18 protein-coding genes are annotated in these 19,945 nt (G+C 69.4%); 10 read left to right on the top strand and 8 right to left on the bottom strand.

From position 1 onward, the window contains the following. Window positions 1-19: 19 nt before the first annotated feature. The 4 genes from QO015_RS16820 to QO015_RS16805 all read right to left on the bottom strand — a co-directional run bounded on the left by QO015_RS16820 (window position 20) and on the right by QO015_RS16805 (window position 4,218). Window positions 20-853 carry a carbohydrate ABC transporter permease gene (locus QO015_RS16820; protein WP_266282838.1) on the bottom strand — a complete coding sequence of 278 codons (834 nt, stop codon included), beginning with the start codon at window positions 851-853 and terminating at the stop codon, window positions 20-22. Next, on the bottom strand, window positions 853-1,695 hold the full coding sequence (locus QO015_RS16815) for a carbohydrate ABC transporter permease (RefSeq protein WP_266282840.1): 843 nt from the start codon (window positions 1,693-1,695) through the stop codon (window positions 853-855). Before QO015_RS16815 ends, QO015_RS16820 begins: the two co-directional genes overlap by 1 nt. A 150-nt stretch (window positions 1,696-1,845) precedes the next feature. Further along, entirely contained in the window at window positions 1,846-3,165 is a 1,320-nt protein-coding gene (locus QO015_RS16810; protein WP_266282842.1) for an ABC transporter substrate-binding protein, read from the bottom strand. A gap of 36 nt (window positions 3,166-3,201) precedes the next feature. Then, window positions 3,202-4,218 (bottom strand): LacI family DNA-binding transcriptional regulator, encoded by a 1,017-nt coding sequence (locus QO015_RS16805; RefSeq protein WP_266282844.1) that lies wholly within the window; start codon window positions 4,216-4,218, stop codon window positions 3,202-3,204. A 117-nt stretch (window positions 4,219-4,335) separates the two neighbouring features. Between QO015_RS16805 and QO015_RS16800 the strand changes: the two genes are divergently transcribed. The 4 genes from QO015_RS16800 to QO015_RS16785 all read left to right on the top strand — a co-directional run bounded on the left by QO015_RS16800 (window position 4,336) and on the right by QO015_RS16785 (window position 6,508). Further along, window positions 4,336-5,238 (top strand): PfkB family carbohydrate kinase, encoded by a 903-nt coding sequence (locus QO015_RS16800; RefSeq protein ID WP_266282846.1) that lies wholly within the window; start codon window positions 4,336-4,338, stop codon window positions 5,236-5,238. Window positions 5,239-5,260: 22 nt separating this feature from the next. Next, window positions 5,261-5,659 carry an oxalurate catabolism protein HpxZ gene (hpxZ, locus tag QO015_RS16795; protein ID WP_266282848.1) on the top strand — a complete coding sequence of 133 codons (399 nt, stop codon included), beginning with the start codon at window positions 5,261-5,263 and terminating at the stop codon, window positions 5,657-5,659. Between the two features lie 97 nt (window positions 5,660-5,756). Next, window positions 5,757-6,035, top strand: a complete 279-nt coding sequence (locus tag QO015_RS16790) for a hypothetical protein (RefSeq protein ID WP_266282850.1) — start codon at window positions 5,757-5,759, stop codon at window positions 6,033-6,035. A gap of 125 nt (window positions 6,036-6,160) precedes the next feature. Beyond that, window positions 6,161-6,508 carry a response regulator gene (locus QO015_RS16785; RefSeq protein ID WP_266282851.1) on the top strand — a complete coding sequence of 116 codons (348 nt, stop codon included), beginning with the start codon at window positions 6,161-6,163 and terminating at the stop codon, window positions 6,506-6,508. A gap of 7 nt (window positions 6,509-6,515) precedes the next feature. Here the strand turns inward: QO015_RS16785 and treZ are convergent, their stop codons facing one another. Genes treZ through treY form a run of 3 tightly spaced genes read right to left on the bottom strand, consistent with a single transcriptional unit; the run spans window position 6,516 to window position 11,268 of the window. Further along, a complete protein-coding gene (treZ, locus tag QO015_RS16780; protein WP_266282853.1) occupies window positions 6,516-8,477 on the bottom strand; it encodes a malto-oligosyltrehalose trehalohydrolase in 1,962 nt (653 codons plus the stop codon). A gap of 18 nt (window positions 8,478-8,495) precedes the next feature. After that, the gene (locus tag QO015_RS16775) at window positions 8,496-8,681 is read right to left on the bottom strand and encodes a DUF2934 domain-containing protein (RefSeq protein ID WP_266282855.1); all 186 of its coding nucleotides are present in this window, start codon (window positions 8,679-8,681) and stop codon (window positions 8,496-8,498) included. A 34-nt stretch (window positions 8,682-8,715) separates the two neighbouring features. Continuing rightward, window positions 8,716-11,268 (bottom strand): malto-oligosyltrehalose synthase, encoded by a 2,553-nt coding sequence (gene treY, locus QO015_RS16770; RefSeq protein WP_266282857.1) that lies wholly within the window; start codon window positions 11,266-11,268, stop codon window positions 8,716-8,718. A gap of 218 nt (window positions 11,269-11,486) precedes the next feature. Between treY and QO015_RS16765 the strand changes: the two genes are divergently transcribed. The 6 genes from QO015_RS16765 to QO015_RS16740 all read left to right on the top strand — a co-directional run bounded on the left by QO015_RS16765 (window position 11,487) and on the right by QO015_RS16740 (window position 18,920). Next, window positions 11,487-12,470, top strand: coding sequence for a BMP family protein (locus tag QO015_RS16765; RefSeq protein ID WP_266282859.1), 984 nt, complete (start codon window positions 11,487-11,489; stop codon window positions 12,468-12,470). Window positions 12,471-12,585: 115 nt separating this feature from the next. Continuing rightward, complete coding sequence (locus tag QO015_RS16760) at window positions 12,586-14,022, top strand: amidase (RefSeq protein WP_266282861.1); 1,437 nt, start codon at window positions 12,586-12,588, stop codon at window positions 14,020-14,022. Further along, a complete protein-coding gene (locus QO015_RS16755) occupies window positions 14,019-15,524 on the top strand; it encodes an ABC transporter ATP-binding protein (RefSeq protein WP_266282863.1) in 1,506 nt (501 codons plus the stop codon). The genes QO015_RS16760 and QO015_RS16755 overlap by 4 nt, the downstream gene beginning before the upstream one ends. Next, window positions 15,524-16,573, top strand: a complete 1,050-nt coding sequence (locus QO015_RS16750; RefSeq protein ID WP_266283282.1) for an ABC transporter permease — start codon at window positions 15,524-15,526, stop codon at window positions 16,571-16,573. The genes QO015_RS16755 and QO015_RS16750 overlap by 1 nt, the downstream gene beginning before the upstream one ends. Continuing rightward, window positions 16,570-17,514 (top strand): ABC transporter permease, encoded by a 945-nt coding sequence (locus QO015_RS16745; protein WP_266282865.1) that lies wholly within the window; start codon window positions 16,570-16,572, stop codon window positions 17,512-17,514. The genes QO015_RS16750 and QO015_RS16745 overlap by 4 nt, the downstream gene beginning before the upstream one ends. Window positions 17,515-17,585: 71 nt before the next feature. Further along, entirely contained in the window at window positions 17,586-18,920 is a 1,335-nt protein-coding gene (locus tag QO015_RS16740; protein WP_266282867.1) for a flavin-containing monooxygenase, read from the top strand. Here QO015_RS16740 and QO015_RS16735 read toward each other — a convergent pair. Further along, window positions 18,908-19,918, bottom strand: a complete 1,011-nt coding sequence (locus QO015_RS16735; RefSeq protein ID WP_266282868.1) for an NAD-dependent epimerase/dehydratase family protein — start codon at window positions 19,916-19,918, stop codon at window positions 18,908-18,910. The genes QO015_RS16740 and QO015_RS16735 overlap by 13 nt on opposite strands. Between the last annotated feature and the right edge of the window lie 27 nt (window positions 19,919-19,945).

Here is a 19,945-nt window from a genome sequence, read left to right as displayed (position 1 = left end):
TTGACGAACGGCGGCCGGCTCAGCCCTTGACCGAGCCGCCGGCCATGCCCTCGATGAAGCGGCGCTGCAGGAAGACGAACAGGATGACGATCGGCAGCACGATGATGAGCGCAGCGGCCATGATCTCGCCCCAGTCGGACGAGTACTGGCCCGAGAGCAGGAAGAAGGAGACGACGGCGGTGAGCGAATCCTTCTTCTGCAGGAAGGTCGTGGCGATCAGGAATTCGTTCCAGGAATAGAGGCCGATGATCAGCGCCACCGTGACGATGCCGGGCGAGACGATCGGCAGCATGACGCGCGTGAAGATCTGCCAGGACGAGGCGCCGTCGATCAGCGCCGCCTCCTCGATCTCGCGCGGCACGGCGAGGAAATAGGTTCGCAGCAGCATGATCGCGAACGGGCTGTAGATCGCCGTATAGACGAGCGAGACGGCGAAGACGTTGTTGATCAGTCCGAGCTTCGCGAAGCCGAAATAGAGCGGGAACAGGAAGAGCTGGATCGGCGCCGTCGTCGTCGCGAGAAGGTAGAAGGTGACGAGCTTCCACGACTTGATCTTCTTGCGCGCCAGCACATAGGCCGAGGCCGAACCGGTGGTGCAGACGAGGAGGATGGTGAGCCCCGTCAGCGTCGCCGAATTGACGAAGCTCGTGGAGAAGCGCGCGTCCTTCCAGGCGCGGGCGAAATTGTCCCAGCGGATCGCCGCCGGCAGCGCCAGCGGATTGGTCACGATTTCCTGCGCGCTCTTCAGTGAATTGAGAACGAGCAGCGCGATGGGAAAGAGCGCGGTGAAGAGGCCGATCCCGAGCACCAGATAGGTGATCGTCAGGGTGGCGCGGCTTTCGACGAGCCTCATCAGACGCCCTCCCTCTGCTGGATGCGGATGTAGAAATAGGTGGCGACGAGGCCGAACAGGCTGATGACGAGCGCGGTCGCGGCCGCCTGGCCGACATTCAGGTCGTAGAAGGCCTTGCGATAGGCGAGCGTCGAGAGAACCTCGCTCGAGAAGGCCGGTCCGCCCTGCGTCAGGATGTAGACGAAGTCGAAGACGAGGAACGACCAGATGACCGTCATCACCATCATGAGCACGATGGTGGAGCGGATGCCCGGCAGGAGCACGTAGCGCATCATCTGCCAGAAGCTCGCGCCCTCGATGCGCGCCGCCTCGATCTGCTCCTGCGGCACCTGGCGCAGCGCAGCGAAGAAGATCACGCAGAGAAAGCCCCACCAGTGCCAGAGATCGACGGTGGCGATGCCGAACAGCGCCGTCGAAGTCTGCGACAGCGGGTTGGTGAGCGGCAGGCCGAGCTTGCCGAGCCAGCCGAAGATGCCGGTGACTGGGCTGTAGATCATGCCCTGCCAGACGCGGGCGGTGATGGCGGTGGCGATGATCACGGGCAGGAAATAGACGACCTGGAAGATGGTCGAGCCGCGCCGCGGCACGATGAGCAGCATGCTCGCGGCGAGAAGGCCCATGGCGATCGGGATCGTCAGGAAGATCGCCGTCCAGATCAGGTTGTTCTCGAGCGCCGTCCAGAACACGCTGTCGTTCCAGAGGGACACGAAGTTGCCGAGGCCGACGAAGACGGGCGCCGAGAGGCCGTCCCACTGGAAGAAGGCGAGACCGATCGTGAGCAGCGCCGGGATCAGGATGATCACGACATTGATGACGAGCGTCGGCGCGAGATAGAGCCACATGGGCGGATCCTTCGGGACGGATGGACGGCAGGCGGATGCGGTCCGCCTGCCCTTTCTTCGCCCCTCCCGTCGGGAGAGGCCGGCGCGCCGAGACGGCCCGCCTGCACGTTCCGCGCCTCTCCCTCAAGGAGAGGTCGACGTGCGGCGCCCTCAGCGGGCCGGGATCGCCGGCACCTTGCCGGCCGCCTTTTCCTCGAGGAACGCCGCGTTCAGCTTCTCGAGGAACTGGGCCGTCGTGATCTTGCCGAGCCAGACCTCTTCCATGCCCGAAACGAGATAGGTGTCGGTCGCGGGCGGCAGGAAGGTCCAGGTCGTGTAGCCGTACTGGTTCTTGCCGACCGCGTCGGCGAGGCTCTTCATCGTCTCGCCGTAGAGCGGAAGGACTTCGGCGCCGATCTTGACCTTCGAGAGGTCCTTCAGCGGCGTGTTCCACTCGCCCTGCCAGACGGTGTTGATGTCGCCGTAGAACTTGTCGCTGAAAACATAGTCGATCACCTCGGCCGCCCCTTCCGGATTCTCCGAGGAGTTGGCGATCGAGAAGGTCGAGCCGATGCCGAGCGCATAGATCGGCGAGGGCACGCCCTCGGCGCTCGGGAAGCCGATGAAGGCCGGCTCGGCATTGTTCTGCGGGAAGTAGCGCGGCACGTTCTGGAAGTTCCAGGTGCCGGTCGGCGCCATGCCGGCCTGGCCGGTGGCGATCTGCGCGAAGGCCTGCTCGCCGGTCAGCGAGAAGTAGTTGGGGCCGAAATAGCCCTTCTGCCACCACTCGTTCAGCTTATCGATCGCCTTGACGAAGGGCTCGGCGGTCCACGGAATCTCGCCCTTCAGCGCCTTGTAGACGTTGTCGGGGCCGGCGATCGAGTTGAGCACGATCGAGACATAGTGCTCGTTGGTCGGCCGCCAGTCGGCATTACCGGCCGCGAACGGGACCATGCCCTTCGCCTTCATCTCGTCGGCGAGCTTCTCCATCTCGGCGATGGTGGTGGGCGCCTTCCAGCCGTTCTTGTCGAACAGCGTCTTGTTGTAGAAGAGGCCGAGCGTCTCGTAGGTCTTCGGCAGCGCGTAGAGCTTGCCGTTATACTTTCCGAGCTCGATGAAGACGGGCAGGATGCGCTCGTTCCAGCCGAGCTTGGCGGCATAGTCGTCGAGCGGCAGCAGTTGCCCGGCCTGCGCCATCGCGGCGACATAGCTGGGGCCGGCGGTATAGACGATATCCGGGCCCGAGCCGGACAGCATCGCGATGCGCAGCTGCTTGTCGAGTTCCGCGCCGCGGAAGTCGATCGACAGCTCCTCATTCGGATGCGCGGCATTGAACGGCTCGACCAGGAGCTTCTGCAGCGCTTCCTGGTTTTCCGGTGCGGCGGTCTCGTACCACCAGCTGATCGGCTTCTTGTCCTCGGCCTGCGCCGCGGCGACGCCGAGTGCGACGAGGGCCGCCCCCGCCAAAGTGATTTTCGCTCTGAAACCCATGTTCATGCTCCTCCCTCCGAGCCTGTCTCGCATCGTTCAGGTTGAACCGCGCTCGATCAGGCGAAACGGCATGGCCTGGCTCGTGCCGGCGCCGGCATTGCCGCGCTGGAGCCGGTCGAGAAGAACCTCGGCAGCCGTCGTGCCGAGGTCGTACTGGAACTGCGAAACGGTGGTGAGCGGCGGCGTCACCAGCCGCGCCGCGAAGATGTCGTCGAAGCCCGCGACGGCGATGTCGCCGGGAACGGAGAAGCCCGCCTCGCGCGCCGCCGCCATGGCGCCGATCGCCATGAGGTCGTTGGCCGCAAAGAGGGCGTCGGGGCGCTCGGCGAGGGCGAAGAGCGTCTCGGCCGCGCGTTGCCCGCCCTCCTCCGTGAACGCCTCGTCGGTGACGATCAGCGGCTCGCGGCCGGCCTCGATCAGCGCCGAGCGATAGCCGCGGATGCGGCCGTCCTGCGGGCCGCCGATGCCGGCGATCATCGCGATGCGCCGGTAGCCGCGCCCGATCAGATAGCGCGTGACCGCGCCGGCGGCCGCCTCGTTGTCGATGTAGAGATTGTCGACCGGCAGCGGGCCGCCGCGCTTCGCCGAGGATTCGATGCGCACGACGCCGATCTCGGAATCGGTCAGCGGCTGGAAATCGGCGGCGCGCAGCGTGAAGAAGACGCCGACGACGCCGTCCACCCGCCGTTCGAGGCACCAGGAGAGGAAGCGCTGCTCGCGCTCCGCCGTGCCGTCGGTGTTGACCGTGATGACATCGTAGCCGGCATCGTCCGCAACCGACTGAACGCCGCGCAGGAGCGAGGGATAGAAGGGGTTGGCGATGTCCGGCACCACGCAGGCGATGGTCATCGTTCGGTTGGTCTTCAGCGCCTGTGCGAAGCGGTTGGGCACATAGCCGAGCTCGCGCACCGCCGCCTGCACCCGCTCCAGCGTCTCGGTCGGCAGCGAGGGCGCCGACGCGCCGGAGAGCACCATGGAGACGGTCGTCTGCGACACGCCTGCCAGGCGCGCCACATCGCGCTGCGTCACTCGGCGGGGGCGGCCCGTTTCCACGGCGATGTTTCCTGATACGTATTAGTGATACGTATCTGTAATCCGGTCGCAAGCAGTTGGCAACCCAATCGCGGCGATAGTCGTGGCTTGATGCGACAGGGCCGGAGAGGAGTGGCGATGCGGGTTCTCGTGCTCGGGACGGCGATGGTCGACGAGACCATGGCGGCGGCCGTCTTTCCGCATGCCGGCGCCACCGTGATCGCCGGACCTGCGGAGCGGGACCTCGGCGGCAAGGGCGCCAACCAGGCGCTGGTGATGCGCCGCGCCGGCCTCGATGTCCGCCTTGTGGCCCCGGTCGGCGGCGACACGGCGGGCGAGTGGGTGGCGGGCGAACTTGCCGGCGAGGGGCTCGACCCCGCCGACCTCGTCCCGGTCGAGGTCCCGACCGACCGCTCGCTGATCTTTGTCGGGCCGGGCGGCGAGAATGCCATCGCCTCCATCGTCGCGGCCGCCGAATGTATCGACGAGCGCCTCGCCCGAGAAAGCGTCGAATTGCTTGGCCCCGGCGACCTGCTCGTCATGCAGGGCAACCTGACGCTCGCCGCCACCCGCGCGGCGCTCGCGGCGGCGCGCGCCGCCGGCGCCCTCACGCTGCTCAACCCCTCGCCGGCCCGCCCGGACATCGCGAGCCTCGTGCCGCTCGCCGACTGCCTGGTGGTGAACGAAGGCGAGGCCCGTCTCCTCGGCGGCCGCGACGATGCGCTTCAGGCCGCGGAGGCCTTGCGCGCCAGCGGCGCCGGGCTCGTCGTGGTGACGCTCGGGGCGCGGGGCGCGCTGGCGCTGGACGCCGACGGCTCCGTCGCCGTCGAAGCCGAGCCCGTCCGCCCCGTCGATACGACCGGCGCCGGCGACGTCTTCACCGCCATCTTTGCCGCCTGCCGCTACGGCCGCGCGATGCCGATCGAGGCGAGCCTTCGCGCCGCGGGGCGCGCCGCTGCCCTTGCCGTCACCCGCCACGGCACGCGCGCCGCCTTTCCGAGCCGAACGGAGATCGCCGCCATCATCGGCGCCGATCGCTGATGCCCACACCGAGGAGCCCCCGATGATCGTCAACGATCCCGCCACCGTCGCCGAAGTGACGGCGGCCTTCCAGCGCTACGAGCAGGGACTGATCGACGCCGACGCCGCCGCGCTCGACGAGCTGTTCTGGGACAGCCCGCTCACGATCCGCTATGGCGACGGCCAGATCCAGCATGGCCATGCGCCGATCAAGGCCTTCAATGCCCGCCGCCGCAAGCTCGGCCCCGACCGCGCGCTCGCCGAGACGGTCGTCACGACCTTCGGACACGACTTCGCGACCGTCTCGACGCTCTATGTCGATGTGCCGCCGGGCAAGATCGGCCGCCAGATGCAGACCTGGGCGCGGCTGGACGGCGGCTGGCATGTCGTGGCCGCGCATGTGAGCGTGGTCGACGCCGTGCCGGTCGACCGCGGCCCGTGAATTCGCCCCTCCCCGCTGTGGATATCTTGACAGCGGGGATAATGAGAACAAAATAAGAACATCGGCGAGGGATTGATCTGCCGCGAAAGGCGTTGCCATGGAAACCGTCCGGGAAATGATCGCGCGCATCGATGCCGAGATGGCGTCGGTCTGCGGCTGGATCGAGATCGAGCATGTCGACGAGGGTGCCTCTCTCGCCAGCGGCCGCCTCACCTGCCAGGCCGAGGCGGTGGAGTTCGAGGACGATGCCGGGTTCAGGGTCCGCGTCCCCTATGCGTCGGTGAGCGCCGTCCGCTTCGGCCGGCAGGGCGAGGAGAGCATGCTCGGCATGATCCCGGCGCCGCGTTCGGTGATCCCGTTCCGCGCCGTCGGCTAGCTCGGGACTGTTCCTTGTGAACATATCGCCCTACGATGACGATCGGGGATGAAGCGGCCTGAGCCGATCCCGCCGGCGCTGGTTGCGCCGGGCGGGAACGCGTCCTCTCGAGGCGGAGCGCCGAAATGAAGATCGTCGTCTGCGAGGATGACTTCCTGATCCTGATGAACACGGCGGAAATGCTGCGCGAACTCGGCCACGACGCCGAGGAGACGGCGGACGGCCGGTCGGCGCTGGAAGCGCTCGCACGCGGCGGCGTCGATATCCTGCTGACCGATATCGGCCTGCCGGACATGAGCGGCATCGATCTCGTCCGTCAGGCGCGGGCCACGCAACCACGCCTGCCCGTCATCTTCGCCTCCGGCCTCGGCACGGTCGAAGGCTTCGCCGGCGATGCCGGCATCGTCTCGGTCAACAAGCCCTATACGATGCCGGCGCTCGCCGCCGCCATCGCTTCGGTGAGCGGCGCCTGAAGGCCTCTCACCCCTCGGCCGGACGGATGGCGATCGCCGCCGACCAGGAGCCGAGCCGGACGCCGCCAGTCTCGGGCGTCACGTCGCCGGTGGTCGCGATCGGCTCCATCGCGGGCGCGGCAATCGATCCGGGCTCGTGGGAGGCGTTCATGACGAGCACGAGCGTCCCGCCGTCGTAGCGCCATTCCACGGCCACCGCCCGCCCCTCCGTCCGCGCCTCGGCGCCGTGATAGCGGGTGGAGGTGAGCGCCCAGAGATGCTCGCGCCTGAGGGCCGCCAGATGACGGAAGCGGTCCAGCGCCGCGCGCCGCTCCGGCAGGTCGAACTCGCTCCAGTCCAGCTTCGCCATGTCCATGGTGCCGAAATCGACCGGATCGGGGACGAGATCGGCCGCGTCCTCCGAGCCGAAGAATTCCTTCGCCTGCTGCTCGCGCCCCGCCCTGACCTCCTCGCGGAATTCGCCGCGCAGATCGCCGAAGAAGGGGAAGCGGGAGCGGATATGCGCCTCCTCGCCCATGAAGAACATCGGGATCTGGGGCGACAGCATCACCACGAAATGCAGGAAGTCGAGCCGCTCCGCATCGAGGCTGTCGGCGAGGCGGCGCCCGTCCGGCTGGTTGCCGATCTGGTCGTGGTTCTGGATGAACGAAACGAAGGCCGAGGGCGGCAGATGACCCGACGGCTCGCCGCGTGCCATGTCGCCTAGCCGCGCGACGACCTCGCCCTGGAAGGCGAAGCCCTCGGAGAGCGCCCGCTCCACCTGTCCGACCGGATGCTCGGCGAAGTCCTGATAGTAGCCCGCGGTCTGGTCGGTCGTCAGCACATGCAGCACATGGTGGATGTCGTCGTTCCACTGCGCATCGAAGGCGAGCGGCCGCCCGCTGTCGTCGCGCTCCAGCCAGGCGGCTTCATTGGCGAGGTTCTCGAGAATGAGCAGCGCGTCCGGCTTGATCGCGCGAGCCATGGCGGCCATCGATCGTTTCATCTCGTCGGCGCCCTCGGTGCCGAACTCGTGCACCGCGTCGAAGCGGAGCCCGTCCATGTCGTAGTCCTCGAGCCACATCCGGACATTCTCGAGGAAGAACAGCCGCACGATCGGATCGGCGAAGTTGAGCCCCGCCCCCCAGGGCGTCTCAACGCTCTCGTCGAAGAAGGTCTTGGCGTAATGCGGCAGGTAGTTATCGACGGGTCCGAAATGATTGTAGACGACGTCGAGAATGACGGCGAGGCCATGTTCATGCGCCGCATCGACGAGCGCGCGCAGTTCCTCCGGCGTGCCGTAGCTGCGCTCGGGCGAGAAGGGCAGCACCCCGTCATAGCCCCAGTTGTGCGAGCCGGGGAAATCGGCGATCGGCATCAGCTCGATCGCCGTATAGCCCGCGTCGGCGAAATGGCCGACGCGCCGGGCGAGCCCCGCGAAGGTCCCCTCCGGCGAGGCCGTGCCGATATGGAGCTCGGCGATCACCGCCTCGTGCCAGGGGCGCGCCGAGCGTGGCGCCGGCGGCGGCATCGCTCCGCGCACGACGCTCCAGCCGCGCGCATCCTCTTCCTGCCCGCGCGAGGCGGGGTCGGGAACATCCAGCCCGCCGACCCGGAAGCAGTAGCGCGTCCCCGGCCCCGCTCCCGGTACTTCGGCGGCAAACCATCCGTCATTGTCGCGCTGCATCGAGATCGGCGCACGGTCGGGGATGAGAAGTTCGACGCCGTCGGCCGAAGGCGCGAAGAGGCGGAAGAGAACGCCCTTCTCCGTCAGCAGCGGACCGAAGCGGTAATGCGACATCGTCGTCGCCGGCGCCGGCTCGGTCAGGTAGTCTTCCGGTCCGGAGCCGACGCGATCACCGCGTGCCACGTCGGCGATGCCGAGTCCGGAGCGGACGATGTCCGGATCGCCGGTCGGCGGGCCACCCTCGACGAGCGAGCCGATGAGAGCATGCCCTTCTTCGGGGTGGGTCTCGGAGCCTTTGGTCATAGCTTCGCTTCCCTTTTGTCAGCGGGCGATGTCGGTCCCGGCGAGCGGCAGGCTGATGCCGAAATCGCGTTCCGCCGATCGCTGCCTGCGCAGGTTCTCGACGGCCCGGAACCAGTGGTCGTGATCCTTGGTGAACATCGGGCGGCCATCGGCCTCCCAGATGCGATAGGCCTCGGCGGCAATCTCCTCGTCGCTGAACTCCATGCGGCCCTCCTTCGTCTCGCCGCCCGGCTGCCCGTCACGTCGCCGGCCCCGACGACGCTCCGGGATGCGCCAGAACGGTCACGGGATGATCAGGATCGATCGCGAGGCGGCCGCCGGCGACGGAGACCGTCCCCTCCGGCGGCAGCACGCGCGTGAAATCGCCATCGCGAAGCGCCGTCCCGGTATCGAGCGCCGTGGCGCGCGCCGCGGCCGGCGTGACCGGCAGCGCGACGAACAGCGTTCCTTCCTCGGCGACGCGCTTGAAGGCGAACCAGCCCTCCTGGCGGAGCGGCACGGCCTCGTAGGGCGCGGCGAACAGCGCCGGATGGGCGGCGCGCAACGCGAGGAGAGCGCGGATCGCCGCGAGCTTCGCCACCCCTTCGCGATCCCCGGCCGGAGCCGCCTCAAGCGGCCCTTCCGCCAATGCGATCCGCCGCTCCCAGTCGACCGGCCGGCGATTGTCGGGATCGACCAGCGAGAGATCGGCGAGTTCTGTGCCGCGATAGATGTCCGGGATGCCCGGCAGCGTCAGCTGAAGCACCGTCTGGCCGAGGCCGAACCGCGCCGCATCCGCCGCGAGCCGCTGGTGCAACGCTTCGATGTCGCTGCGGAAATCCGCCCCGCCTTCGCCCTCGATGAGTTCTGCGACGAAGCCGTGCAGCGCCTCCTCATAGGCCGTATCCGGGTCGGTCCAGCTGCCATGCCGCTTCGCCTCGCGCAACGCCTTCTCGAAATAGCCGCGCGCCCGCTCGGTGGTGATCGGCCAGGCGGCGAACAGCGTCTGGTAGATCAGCCACTCGTCGAGCGCGTCCGGCGCATCGTTTTGCTTCAGGCCGGCATGGCGCTCGCGCCAACGCTTCACATGGGCGAGCCAGTCTTCGGGATCGTGCGAGAGGAGGTTCAGCCGTGCCCTCGTATCGGCGCCGCGCTTGGTGTCGTGGGTCGCGAGCGGCGTCTGGCCGCCGAGCGAGAAGGCCGCGAAGCTCGCATGCAGCGCATCGCCGGCCGGGGTCTCGGCGCCGAGATCGGAGCCGACCTCGTTGACCGAGGTGAGCGCGACGCTGCGATAGAGTTCGGTATCCTCGTAGCCCTTCGCCATCGCGGGGCCGGAGAGCTGCTGGAACGCGGTGCGGAAGAGGTCGCCGGGCTCGCCTCCGGCGCCGAGCGCCGCTTCGACGATCTGGCCGGCGGCCGCGGCATCGCCGGGCGAAAGGTGTTCCAGCCGCCGCAAGGCCTCGCGCCACAGCGCCTCGTCTTCAAGCGACGCCGGCAGCGCGTCGATATAGGAGCGATAGACGGGAAAGGCGGCGAGCAGCGCGGCGAGCGTCGCCGTCAGCGCGCCGCGCGGCACGGCTTCGAGCCCGGGCAGCTTCGCCGCGCGATCGGCGAGCCGCGCGAGTTCGGGCCGGAAGCTGCGGTCGAGCACCGCATGCTTGGCGTCGAAGAGACGCCGCTCCGGGCTGCCTTCGATGAGCCCCTCATCCTCCAGCGCCCGTTGCAGCCGCGCGCGCCCCCTGGCGGAGACGAAGGCGGCGTTGATGAGGTTGAGGCGCTCGTAACCGGTCGTGCCGTCGATCGGCCAGTCGCGCAGCGGCTCGTCGCGGCCGAGGATCTTCTCGATGAGGATCAGCGTGTCCTCGCCGGCGGCGTCCCGCAACGCGCCCGCATAGCCGGCGGGGTCGCAGAGACCGTCGATATGGTCGACGCGGAGGCCCTGCACGAGGCCTTCGCGGACCAGCGCGAGCGGCAGCCTGTGCACCATCTCGAACACCGCCGGATCCTCGGCGCGCACGCCGACGAGATGCGAGACCTCGAAGAAGCGCCGATAGTTGAGCGCCTCGGTCCGGCGCCAGGGAACGGCCCGCCAATGCTGCGTGGTGTGGAGCGCCGTCAGGTCGGCGCTTTGGAGCGCGCGGGCAAAAGCGTCCGGCGCGGCGGCTGCGGCGGTGCGGAGCGCAGCGCGCGCGGCGGCGATCGCCGCCTCGTCTGCCTCGGCCTCGAGGGAACGGAACGCCTCCGCCGCTTCGAGCGCGCCGATCCGGTCGAGAAGCAGCGCGACGCTGGCGGGGCGGAGCGGCACGCCGTTGCCGGCGACGACCGCCTCGATGCGGCCTGCGGCGGCATCGAGGCGAAGGCTCTCGATCGGCTCGCTCACGTCGTCGCCCACCCATGGCAGCGCGATCGGCCGCGAGAAGTCGATGTCGAACACGCCGGCGCTCGCCGCTGCCTTGCCGAATTCGAGCACGTCCATCCAGTACGGATTGGCCGCGTCGGCCGCCATGTGGTTGGGCACGATGTCGAGGATGATGCCGATGCCCTTGGCCCTCAGCGCGGCTGCGAGGCGCCGAAATCCGGCCTCGCCGCCGAGCGCGTCGCTGATGCGCGTCGGGTCGACCATGTCGTAGCCATGCGCGGACCCCGCTCTGGCCGCGAAGATCGGTGAGGCATAGAGATGGCTGATCCCGAGCGCGGCGAGATAGGGGGCCAGCCGCTCCGCGTCGGCGAAGGTGAAGTTGTCGTTGAACTGAACCCGGTAGGTCGCGCGGAAGCGCCCCGCGCGCGCCGCCGTCTGTGCCTCTGCCGTCATTTCACCCTCGTCCGACCAACTCGACGCTGCCCAACCCCCCGCTCCGGCATGGGTTCCCCGGCAGCCGGGCGGCGCAGGAAGAGTCGTGGATGCCCAGCCGCTGGGCTTGACAATTTCCTGGGCAGGCGCTGGACTTTGACCGCCTGGAAAAAAGGGTCGGCAGGCCCGGGATCATCCCGCCAGCCGGCGCGTCGAACGCGCACCAGAGGGGAACAGTCATGTCCATCGCAGTCTCCCGCCGCGCCTTCCTGCTCGGCACGGCCGCCGGCACGCTCGCTCTCGCCACGTCGCGCGTCGCCGCAGCCGCCGAGAAGCTGAAGGTCGCAGGCATCCACGCCTCGCCGGTCGAGAATGCGTGGAACTCGCGCCTGCACGAGGCGCTGCTCGCCGCCGCCAAGGACGGCGTGATCGAATACACCTTCTCCGAAGGCGTCTCGGGCACGGATTATCCGCGCGCGATGCGCGAATATGCCGAGGCAGGCAACAAGCTGATCGTCGGCGAGTCCTATGCGGTGGAGACCGAGGCGCGCCAGGTCGCGGCGGATTACCCGGACACCGCCTTCCTCATGGGCTCCTCGGGCGGCCCGGCCGGCGATAACTTCGGCACCTTCGGCACCTGGAACCACGAGGCGGCCTATCTCGCCGGCATGCTGGCGGCCCCGATGTCCAAGACCGGCACCTTCGGCGCGGTCGGCGCGATCCCGATCCCCGAGGTCAACATCCTCATCAACGCCTTCCGCGCCGGCGTGAAGGAAGCGCGGCCCGACGCCAAGTTCCTGGTCGGCTTCATCGGCACCTTCTTCGATCCGCCCAAGGCGCGCGAATCCGGCCTCGCCCAGATCGACGCCGGCGCCGACATCCTGTTCGGCGAGCGCATCGGTACGGCCGACGCCGCCAAGGAGAAGGGCATCAAGTCGGTCGGCTCGCTGCTCGACTACACGCCGCGCTATCCCGAGACCGTGTTCGCCAATGCGATGTGGTATTTCCGCCCGATCCTCGACGCCGCCGTCAAGGACGTGCAGGCGGGACAGAAGACCGGCAAGGACTACAGCCCTTATTCCTTCATGAAGGAAGGCGGCAACGACATCGTCTTCAGCGAGACCATGGTCATCAAGGATTCGATCCCGGCCATGGAGGAGAAGCGCAAGGCGATCAAGGACGGCAGCTTCAAGGTCCCGGTCGATCCGTCCGAGCCGACCTGATCGGATTGCCCGCGGAGTTTCCCGAAACCGTCATGGCCGGGCCTGTCCCGGCCATGACGGCCAGGGCGGGCCAGACGCCAAAGAGAATGCTCTCGTCGGAGGCAGGACCATTTCCATGACGAGTGCAGAGGATTCCTCCGACGCCGCCGATCTCGCCGAGGCGATCCGCTCGGGGCGCACCAGCGCCGTCGCGGCGATGGAGGCCGCTCTTGCGCGTGCCGACGCGATGCGCGGTCTCGGAGCGATCTCCCGTCTCGACGCCGATCTCGGCCGCGCGGCGGCCGAGGCGCTCGATGCCGGCCTCGCGCGGCGGCCGAACTACTACCGGATCAAGCCCTTCACCGGCGTCCCCTTCCTGATGAAGGATCTCGGCGCCACCGTCGCCGGCCTGCCGGTCGTCTGCGGCTCCGCCTCGATCCCCGCCATCGCTCCGGAAACCGATTCCGAGCTCGGCCGGCGCTTCAAGGCCGCCGGCCTCGCACCTTTCGGCCTTACCACCGTGCCGGAGTTCGGCCTCTCGCTGTCGAGCGAGCCAGCGATCGGCCCGTTGGCGCGCAACCCGCTCGATCCCGAGCGGACGGCCGGCGGGTCGTCCGGCGGCGCCGCGAGCGCGGTGGCGGCCGGCATCGTCGCGATCGCCCATGCCACCGACGCCGGAGGCTCGACCCGCGTTCCCGCCGCCTGCTGCGGCCTTGTCGGCCTGAAGCCGACACGCGGCGCCATGCCGTCCGGCCCCGATTTCGGCAACCATATCGGCGGTGTCGCCGCCGAACTCGTCGTCAGCCGCTCGCTGCGCGATACGGCGCTGGCGCTCGACCGCCTTTCGGGCGCCGCCGAAGGCTTCTCGCCCGACCCCGAGCTCGACCTTCCGGTGGCCGGGCGCCTCGACGAAGCGGTGGAGCCGCTCAGGATCGGCGTCGTCGCCGAGGTCGCCGAGGGCAGGCCGATCGATGCGGAGCGCGCGGAGGCCGTCCGCCATGCCGCCTCGGTGCTCGCTTCCGCCGGCCACAGCCTCCATGGGATCGACCCGGCCCGTCTCGCGCCGCTTGGCCGCGCCTCGACCCTCGTCTTCGACCGCATCATCTGCACCAATCTCGCCCGCAACATGCCAGATCTTTCGAAGGTCGAGCCGTTGACGGCCGCAGTCGCGCGGCGCGGCCTCGCCATGACGGCGCGCGATTATCAGGAAGCGGAGATGACCGCGGTGCGCACGGCCCATGCGCTCTGGCGGCTGTTCGACGAGGTCGACATCCTTCTGACGCCGATGCTGTCCGGCCCGCCGCTCGCCATCGGCGCCTTCCCCTTCGACCATGACGATGTCGAGCTGCAATGGCGGCGCATGGGCGATTTCGCACCTTATGCGATGCTCGCCAATGTCGCCGGCACGCCGGCGCTGACCGTGCCGCATGGCAGCGACGCCGCCGGCCTGCCGCTGCCCGTCCAGCTCATCGGCCCCATGGCGAGCGACGGCCTTCTCATCCGCCTCGCGCGGGTCCTGCAGAGGGCGCAGCCCTGGGCGTTCCGCCATTCGCTCGCGGGGCTGCCGGCATGAGCGCGCCCGTCGTCCTCAGCCTCGAAGGCATCACCAAGCGCTTCGGATCGCTGACGGCCAATGACGACGTGACGCTGGAGCTGCGGCAGGGCGAACTCCTGGCGCTGCTCGGCGAGAACGGCGCCGGCAAGACGACGCTGATGAACATCCTGTTCGGCCATTACACCGCCGATTCGGGCCGGGCAGTCGCTTTCGGGCGGGAACTCCCGCCCGGCAAGCCGCGCGCCGCGATCGCGGCCGGCATCGGCATGGTGCATCAGCATTTCGCGCTCGCCGCCAATCTCTCGGTGCTGGAGAACGTCATCGCAGGGACGCGGCGCCTGTTCTCGCTCGGGCTCGGCGCCGGTGGCGCCCGCAAACGCCTCGCCGCGCTCGCGGAGCGCTTCGGCCTCGCCGTCGATCCCGATGCCCGTGTCGGCGATCTCTCCGTCGGCGAACGGCAGCGGGTCGAGATCCTGAAGGCGCTCTATCGCGACGCCCGCATCCTGATCCTCGACGAGCCGACCGCCGTCCTCACCCATCAGGAGGCCGAACAGCTCTATGCGACGCTGCGCGGCATGGCGCAGCTCGGGCTCTCGATCATCTTCATCTCGCACAAGCTGCACGAGGTGATGGCCGCCGCCGATCGCGTCGTCGTGCTGCGCGGCGGACGCGTCGTCGCCGAGCGCGCCGCCTCTGCCACCAGCCGCGAGGAACTGGCCGAACTGATGGTCGGCCGCCGCGTCGCCCGCCCGCGCCGCGAGAGCCAGCAGCCGGGCGAGGTCGTGCTGGAGGCCCGCGGCCTCGATGCCGGCGGCCGGCTGAAGGGCCTCGATTTCGCTGTCCGCGCCGGCGAGACGCTCGGCATCATCGGCGTCTCCGGCAACGGCCAGGCGACGCTCGTGCGCCTCGCCTGCGGGCTGGAGAGGCCGAGCGCCGGACATCTCACGCTCTATGGCCGCCCGGTCGAGGATCCGAGCCCGCGCGGCTTCGTCGCCGCCGGCGTCGGGCGCGTGCCGGAGGATCGCAATGGCGACGGCGTCGTCGGCGAGATGGCGCTCTGGGAAAATGCCGTGCTGGAGCGGCTGCGCGAGCCGCGCTTCTCGCGGGCCGGCTTCGTCGACCGCGCCGCCGGCCGTCTCTTCGCCCGCTCCGTCGTCGAGCGCTTCGACGTGCGCGGCGGCGGTCCCGACAGCCCGATCCGCCTGCTCTCGGGCGGCAATGTCCAGAAACTGATCCTCGGCCGCAACCTCGCGGAGGCGCCGAAGCTGCTCGTCGCGGCGCAGCCGACCCGCGGCCTCGACGAAGGCGCGGTGGCGAGCGTGCATGGCGAGATTCTCGCGGCGCGCGGCGCCGGCACGGCGGTGCTGCTGATCTCGGAGGATCTCGACGAGGTGCTGGCGCTCGCCGACCGCGTGCAGGCGATCGTGAAGGGCCGCCTGTCGCCGCCCATTCCCGTCGCCGCCGCCGATCCGCGCCGTCTCGGCCTGATGATGGCCGGCATCTGGGAGGAGGCCGCGTGATCCGTCTCGAACGCCGCGCCCATGTGCCGCTGGCCGCCCGCATCGGCGCACCGATCGCCGCCGTCGTCGTCGCGCTGGCGCTGGCCGGCATTCTCATCGCGCTCGCCGGCGCCCCGGTCCTCGAAGCCTATCGGCGCATGCTCATCGGCGCCTTCGGCTCGCGCCTCTCGATCACCGAGACGCTGACGCGCACGGTCCCGCTGATCCTCACCGGTCTCGCCGCCGCGGTCGCCTTCCGCGCGCGGCTCTGGAACATCGGCGCCGAGGGCCAGTTCCTCGTCGGCGCGCTGGCCGCCGCCGCGCTCGGCTCGCAGCACGGGCTGCACCTGCCGGCGCCGCTGCTGATCCCGGCGCTGATGGTCGGCGGCGCGGTCGCCGGTGCGCTGATGCTGCTCGGCCCTCTGGCCCTGCGTCTGCGCTTCGGCGTCGACGAGGTGGTGACGACGCTGCTGCTCAATTTCGTCGCCCTCCTCTTCGTCTCGATGATGATCGAGGGTGTGCTCAAGGACCCGCTCGCCTTCGGCTGGCCGCAATCGGTGCCGGTGGTGGGCGATGCGCTTCTTCCGAAGCTCCTGCCGCGCTCGCGCCTCCATATCGGCCTCCTTGTCGCGGTCGGCCTGGCCCTTCTCGTCGCGCTCGTCCAGGCGCGCACCGTCTTCGGCATGGAGAGCCGCGCCGCCGGCCTCAATCCGGCGGCCGCCCGCTTCGCCGGCATCGGCCTCACGCGAATCCTCGTTCTCGTCGCCTGCCTCTCGGGCGGGCTCGCCGGCCTCGCCGGCGCGATCGAGGTGATGGGCGTCAAGGGCTATGTCACCACCGATCTCTCGCCCGGCTTCGGCTATACCGGCATCGTGGTCGCGATGCTGGCGGCGCTCGATCCGATCGGCGTCGTCTTCGCCGCGCTCTTCGTCGCGACCATGTTCGTCGGCGCCGATTCGATGAGCCGGGCGCTCGGCGTGCCGAGCTTCATCGCCGATGTGATCGTGGCGCTGTCGCTGCTGGCCATGCTGGTTGCGCTGTCGCTCGCCAACTACCGGATCCGCCGATGATGGAAGCGCTCGACATCTTCGCCTCGGCGGGCCTGTGGGCGGCGGTGCTGCGCATCGCGACGCCGCTCATCTTCGGAACGCTGGGCGCGCTCATCTGCGAGCGCTCGGGCGTCCTCAATCTCGGCATCGAGGGCATCATGACCTTCGGCGCCATGATCGGCTGGATGACCGTCTATCACGGCGGCGACCTCTGGGCCGGCATCGCGGTCGCCGCTCTCTCGGGCGCGATGTTCGGCCTCCTGCATGCGGCGATGACGGTGCCGCTCGGCCTGTCGCAGCATGTGACCGGGCTCGGCATCACGCTCTTCGCCTCATCGCTGTCCTATTACATCTTCCGCCTGTCGATCCCCGTCTCCGGCTCCCCGCCGACCATCGTGCCCTTTCAGCCGATCGCGATTCCTGGCCTGTCGGACATCCCGTTTCTCGGCGAGGCGTTGTTCAGCCAGACGGCGCCGACCTATCTGGCGGTCCTTCTCGCGCTGGCGGCGGCGGTGGCGCTGGCGCGCACGCCGCTCGGCCTCGCGGTGCGCATCGTGGGCGAGAACCCGCATGCGGCCGAGGCGCAGGGCATCGACCCGATCCGCCTTCGCATCGGCGCCGTCGTGGCCGGCAGCGCGCTGATGGCGGTCGGCGGCGCCTTCCTGACGCTCTCGGCCTTCAATTCCTTCTTCCCGACCATGGTGCAGGGCCGCGGCTGGGTCTGCATCGCCCTCGTCGTGTTCGCCTCCTGGCGGCCGGGCCTCGCTCTGCTCGGCGCGCTGCTCTTCGCCCTGTTCGACGCCTATCAGCTGCGGCTCTCGCATGTCGTCGGCAAGGCGATCCCCTACCAGCTCTTCCTGATGATCCCCTATCTGATGTCGATCCTGGCGCTGCTCGTGATGGCCCGCCGCGCCCGTGTCCCGCAGGCGCTGATGCAGCCCTTCCGCCGCGGAGAGCGTTGACTTCACGCAAGGCCCGCGCGAAGCCGGATGGGGGCCGAGGTCGCGAGCCGGTGGAGGGGGACACCGAAATCATGTCCAAGATTGCCGTCATCGGCGCCGGACCATCCGGGCTCGCTGTGCTCAAGACGCTGCGCGAGGCCGGCCTTCGCGATATCACCTGCTTCGAGGCACAGGCCGAGCTCGGCGGCAACTGGGTGTTCCGCGACACGACCGGCCATGCCAGCGTCTACGAGACGACGCACATCATCTCCTCGAAGCGGCTGTCGCAATATTCCGACTTCGCGATGCCGGATGCCTATCCGGACTTCCCCTCGCACGGCCAGATGCTGGCCTATTTCCAGGCCTATGCCGCGCATTTTGGTCTCGCGCCGCATATCCGCTTCGAGACGCGCGTCGTCGCGGCGACGCCTGTTGACGGCGACCGCTGGCGCGTCGCGATCGAGGGTCCCGACGGCGCCGGCGAGGAGGTCTTCGACCGCCTCGTCGTCTGCTCGGGCCATCACTGGGATCCGGCCCTGCCAGACCTTCCCGGCGCCTTCGACGGCCGCGTCATGCATGCGCACGACTATCGCCGCGCCGAGCCCTTCCGCGACCGCCGCGTTCTCGTCGTCGGGGGCGGCAACTCCGCCTGCGACATCGCCGTCGCCATATCGCGCGTCGCCCGCCAGACGGCGATCAGCATGCGCCGCGGCTATCACATCGTGCCCAAGATCGTGTTCGGCATGCCGGTCGACGTCGCCTATCGACGGCTGCGCCATGTTCCGAAGCCCGTGCGGCAGCGGCTGCTCGCCTTGATGCTGAAGCTTCTCGTCGGCCCGTACAGGCGCTACGGCCTGCCGGAGCCGGCACGGCCCGTGCTGGAGATGCACCCGACGCTGAATTCCGAGCTGCTCGACCGCCTCCGCCACGGCGCGGTGGAGACGCGGCCGGGCCTCGCCGGCTTCGAAGGCCCCAATGTGCGCTATTCCGACGCCCGGCTCGAAGCCTTCGACGACGTGATCTTCGCCACCGGCTATCGCACCCGCTTCCCGTTCCTCGCCGGCAGCGGTTTCGACTGGTCGGACGCCGTCTCGGTGCCGCTCTATCTCAAGATGATGCCGGCCGGCCATCCGACGCTCGATTTCGTGGGCCTCTTCCAGCCGATCGGCTGCATCTGGCCGCTGGCCGAGCTGCAGGCCCGCATCGTGGCGCTGCAGGCGAAAGGCGTTCTCGCCCGCCCGGCCGATCTCGACGCCCGCATCGCCCGCGAGGTCGCGCATCCGCACTGGAATTTCGAGCGCTCGCCGCGCCACGCCATCGAGATCGACATCTATGATTTCGAAGCCGAACTGCGCCGCGAGATCGGCGATGCCTGGACGGGGGAGACCTTGCCGGCCCGGGCCGGGCGTCGCGGTCAGGCGGCGTGACGGGTCGCCGGCCGGCCTTCCAGATAGCGGATGGTCTCGGCGATGGTGTCGTCGGTGGCGCGCCAGTTGAGCTTCAGCAGCCGCGCCGCCTTGTCGCGGGCGACCCAGCGCTCGGCACCGATGTCGTAGCGCAGATAGCCGAGGATCGAGAAGCTGTCGGCGAGCTTCATCGCCCGCTCGTCGTCGAGCGCTCGCGGCTGCGGCAGATGCTCGTGGCCGCGGGCGCGGATGCGGGCGATGAGATCGGCAAGCCAGATCTGGTCGGCGACCGCGAAGATGCGCTCGCCGATCGCCGCGTCCGAGGCGAGCGCCGCGACATGCAGCCAGGCGACGTCGCGAACGTCAGCGAGCGGCAGCAGGATGCGCGGCGCGAACAGTGCCTTGCCGGAGAGGATCTCGCGAAAGAGGTGGAGCGAGGGCGAGATCGACGAGGTGAGGCCGGGTCCGAGGAGGATGCCGGGATTGATCGCCGTCGTCGCGATGCCGAGGCGCCCGGCCGCCGCCCACAATTCCCGCTCCGCGACCGTCTTCGCCTCCGCATAGGCCGTCATCGGATCGCGTCCGACCGCCGACCAGTGCGCCTCGGTCACCACTTCGCCCGCCGCCCGCTGCTCGTCATAGAGCGCCGCCATGATCGACGAGGTCGCGACCACCCGCCGGATGCCGGCGGCGGCGGCCGCCTCCATCACCTTCAGCGTGCCGTGGCGCGCGCAGGCCATCAGCGTATCGGCCTGTTCCGGCAGGACATGCGGCATCGGCGCCGCGGCATGGACGAGGGCGTCATGCCCCTCGAGGATGGCCGGCCAGCAGGGATCGTCGAGCAGGTCGCAGGCGGCGACCGAGAGACGGGCGGGATCGACGCCGGCGGCGACGAGCTCTGCCGAAAGGCGCCCCGGATCCTCGCCGGGTCCGGCCGTCGCCGTGACGCCAACGCCGCCGGAGGCGAGGATCGAGGCGATCCAGCCGCCGAGATGGCCGCCGGCGCCCGTGACGACCACGCGGCGCGGCCAGTCCTCGCGCCCCGC

Source organism: Kaistia geumhonensis, assembly GCF_030815145.1.
Classification (GTDB): Bacteria; Pseudomonadota; Alphaproteobacteria; order Rhizobiales; family Kaistiaceae; genus Kaistia; species Kaistia geumhonensis.
Note: the sequence above shows the minus strand (reverse complement) of the source record. Positions and strands in the feature narration are given on the sequence as shown.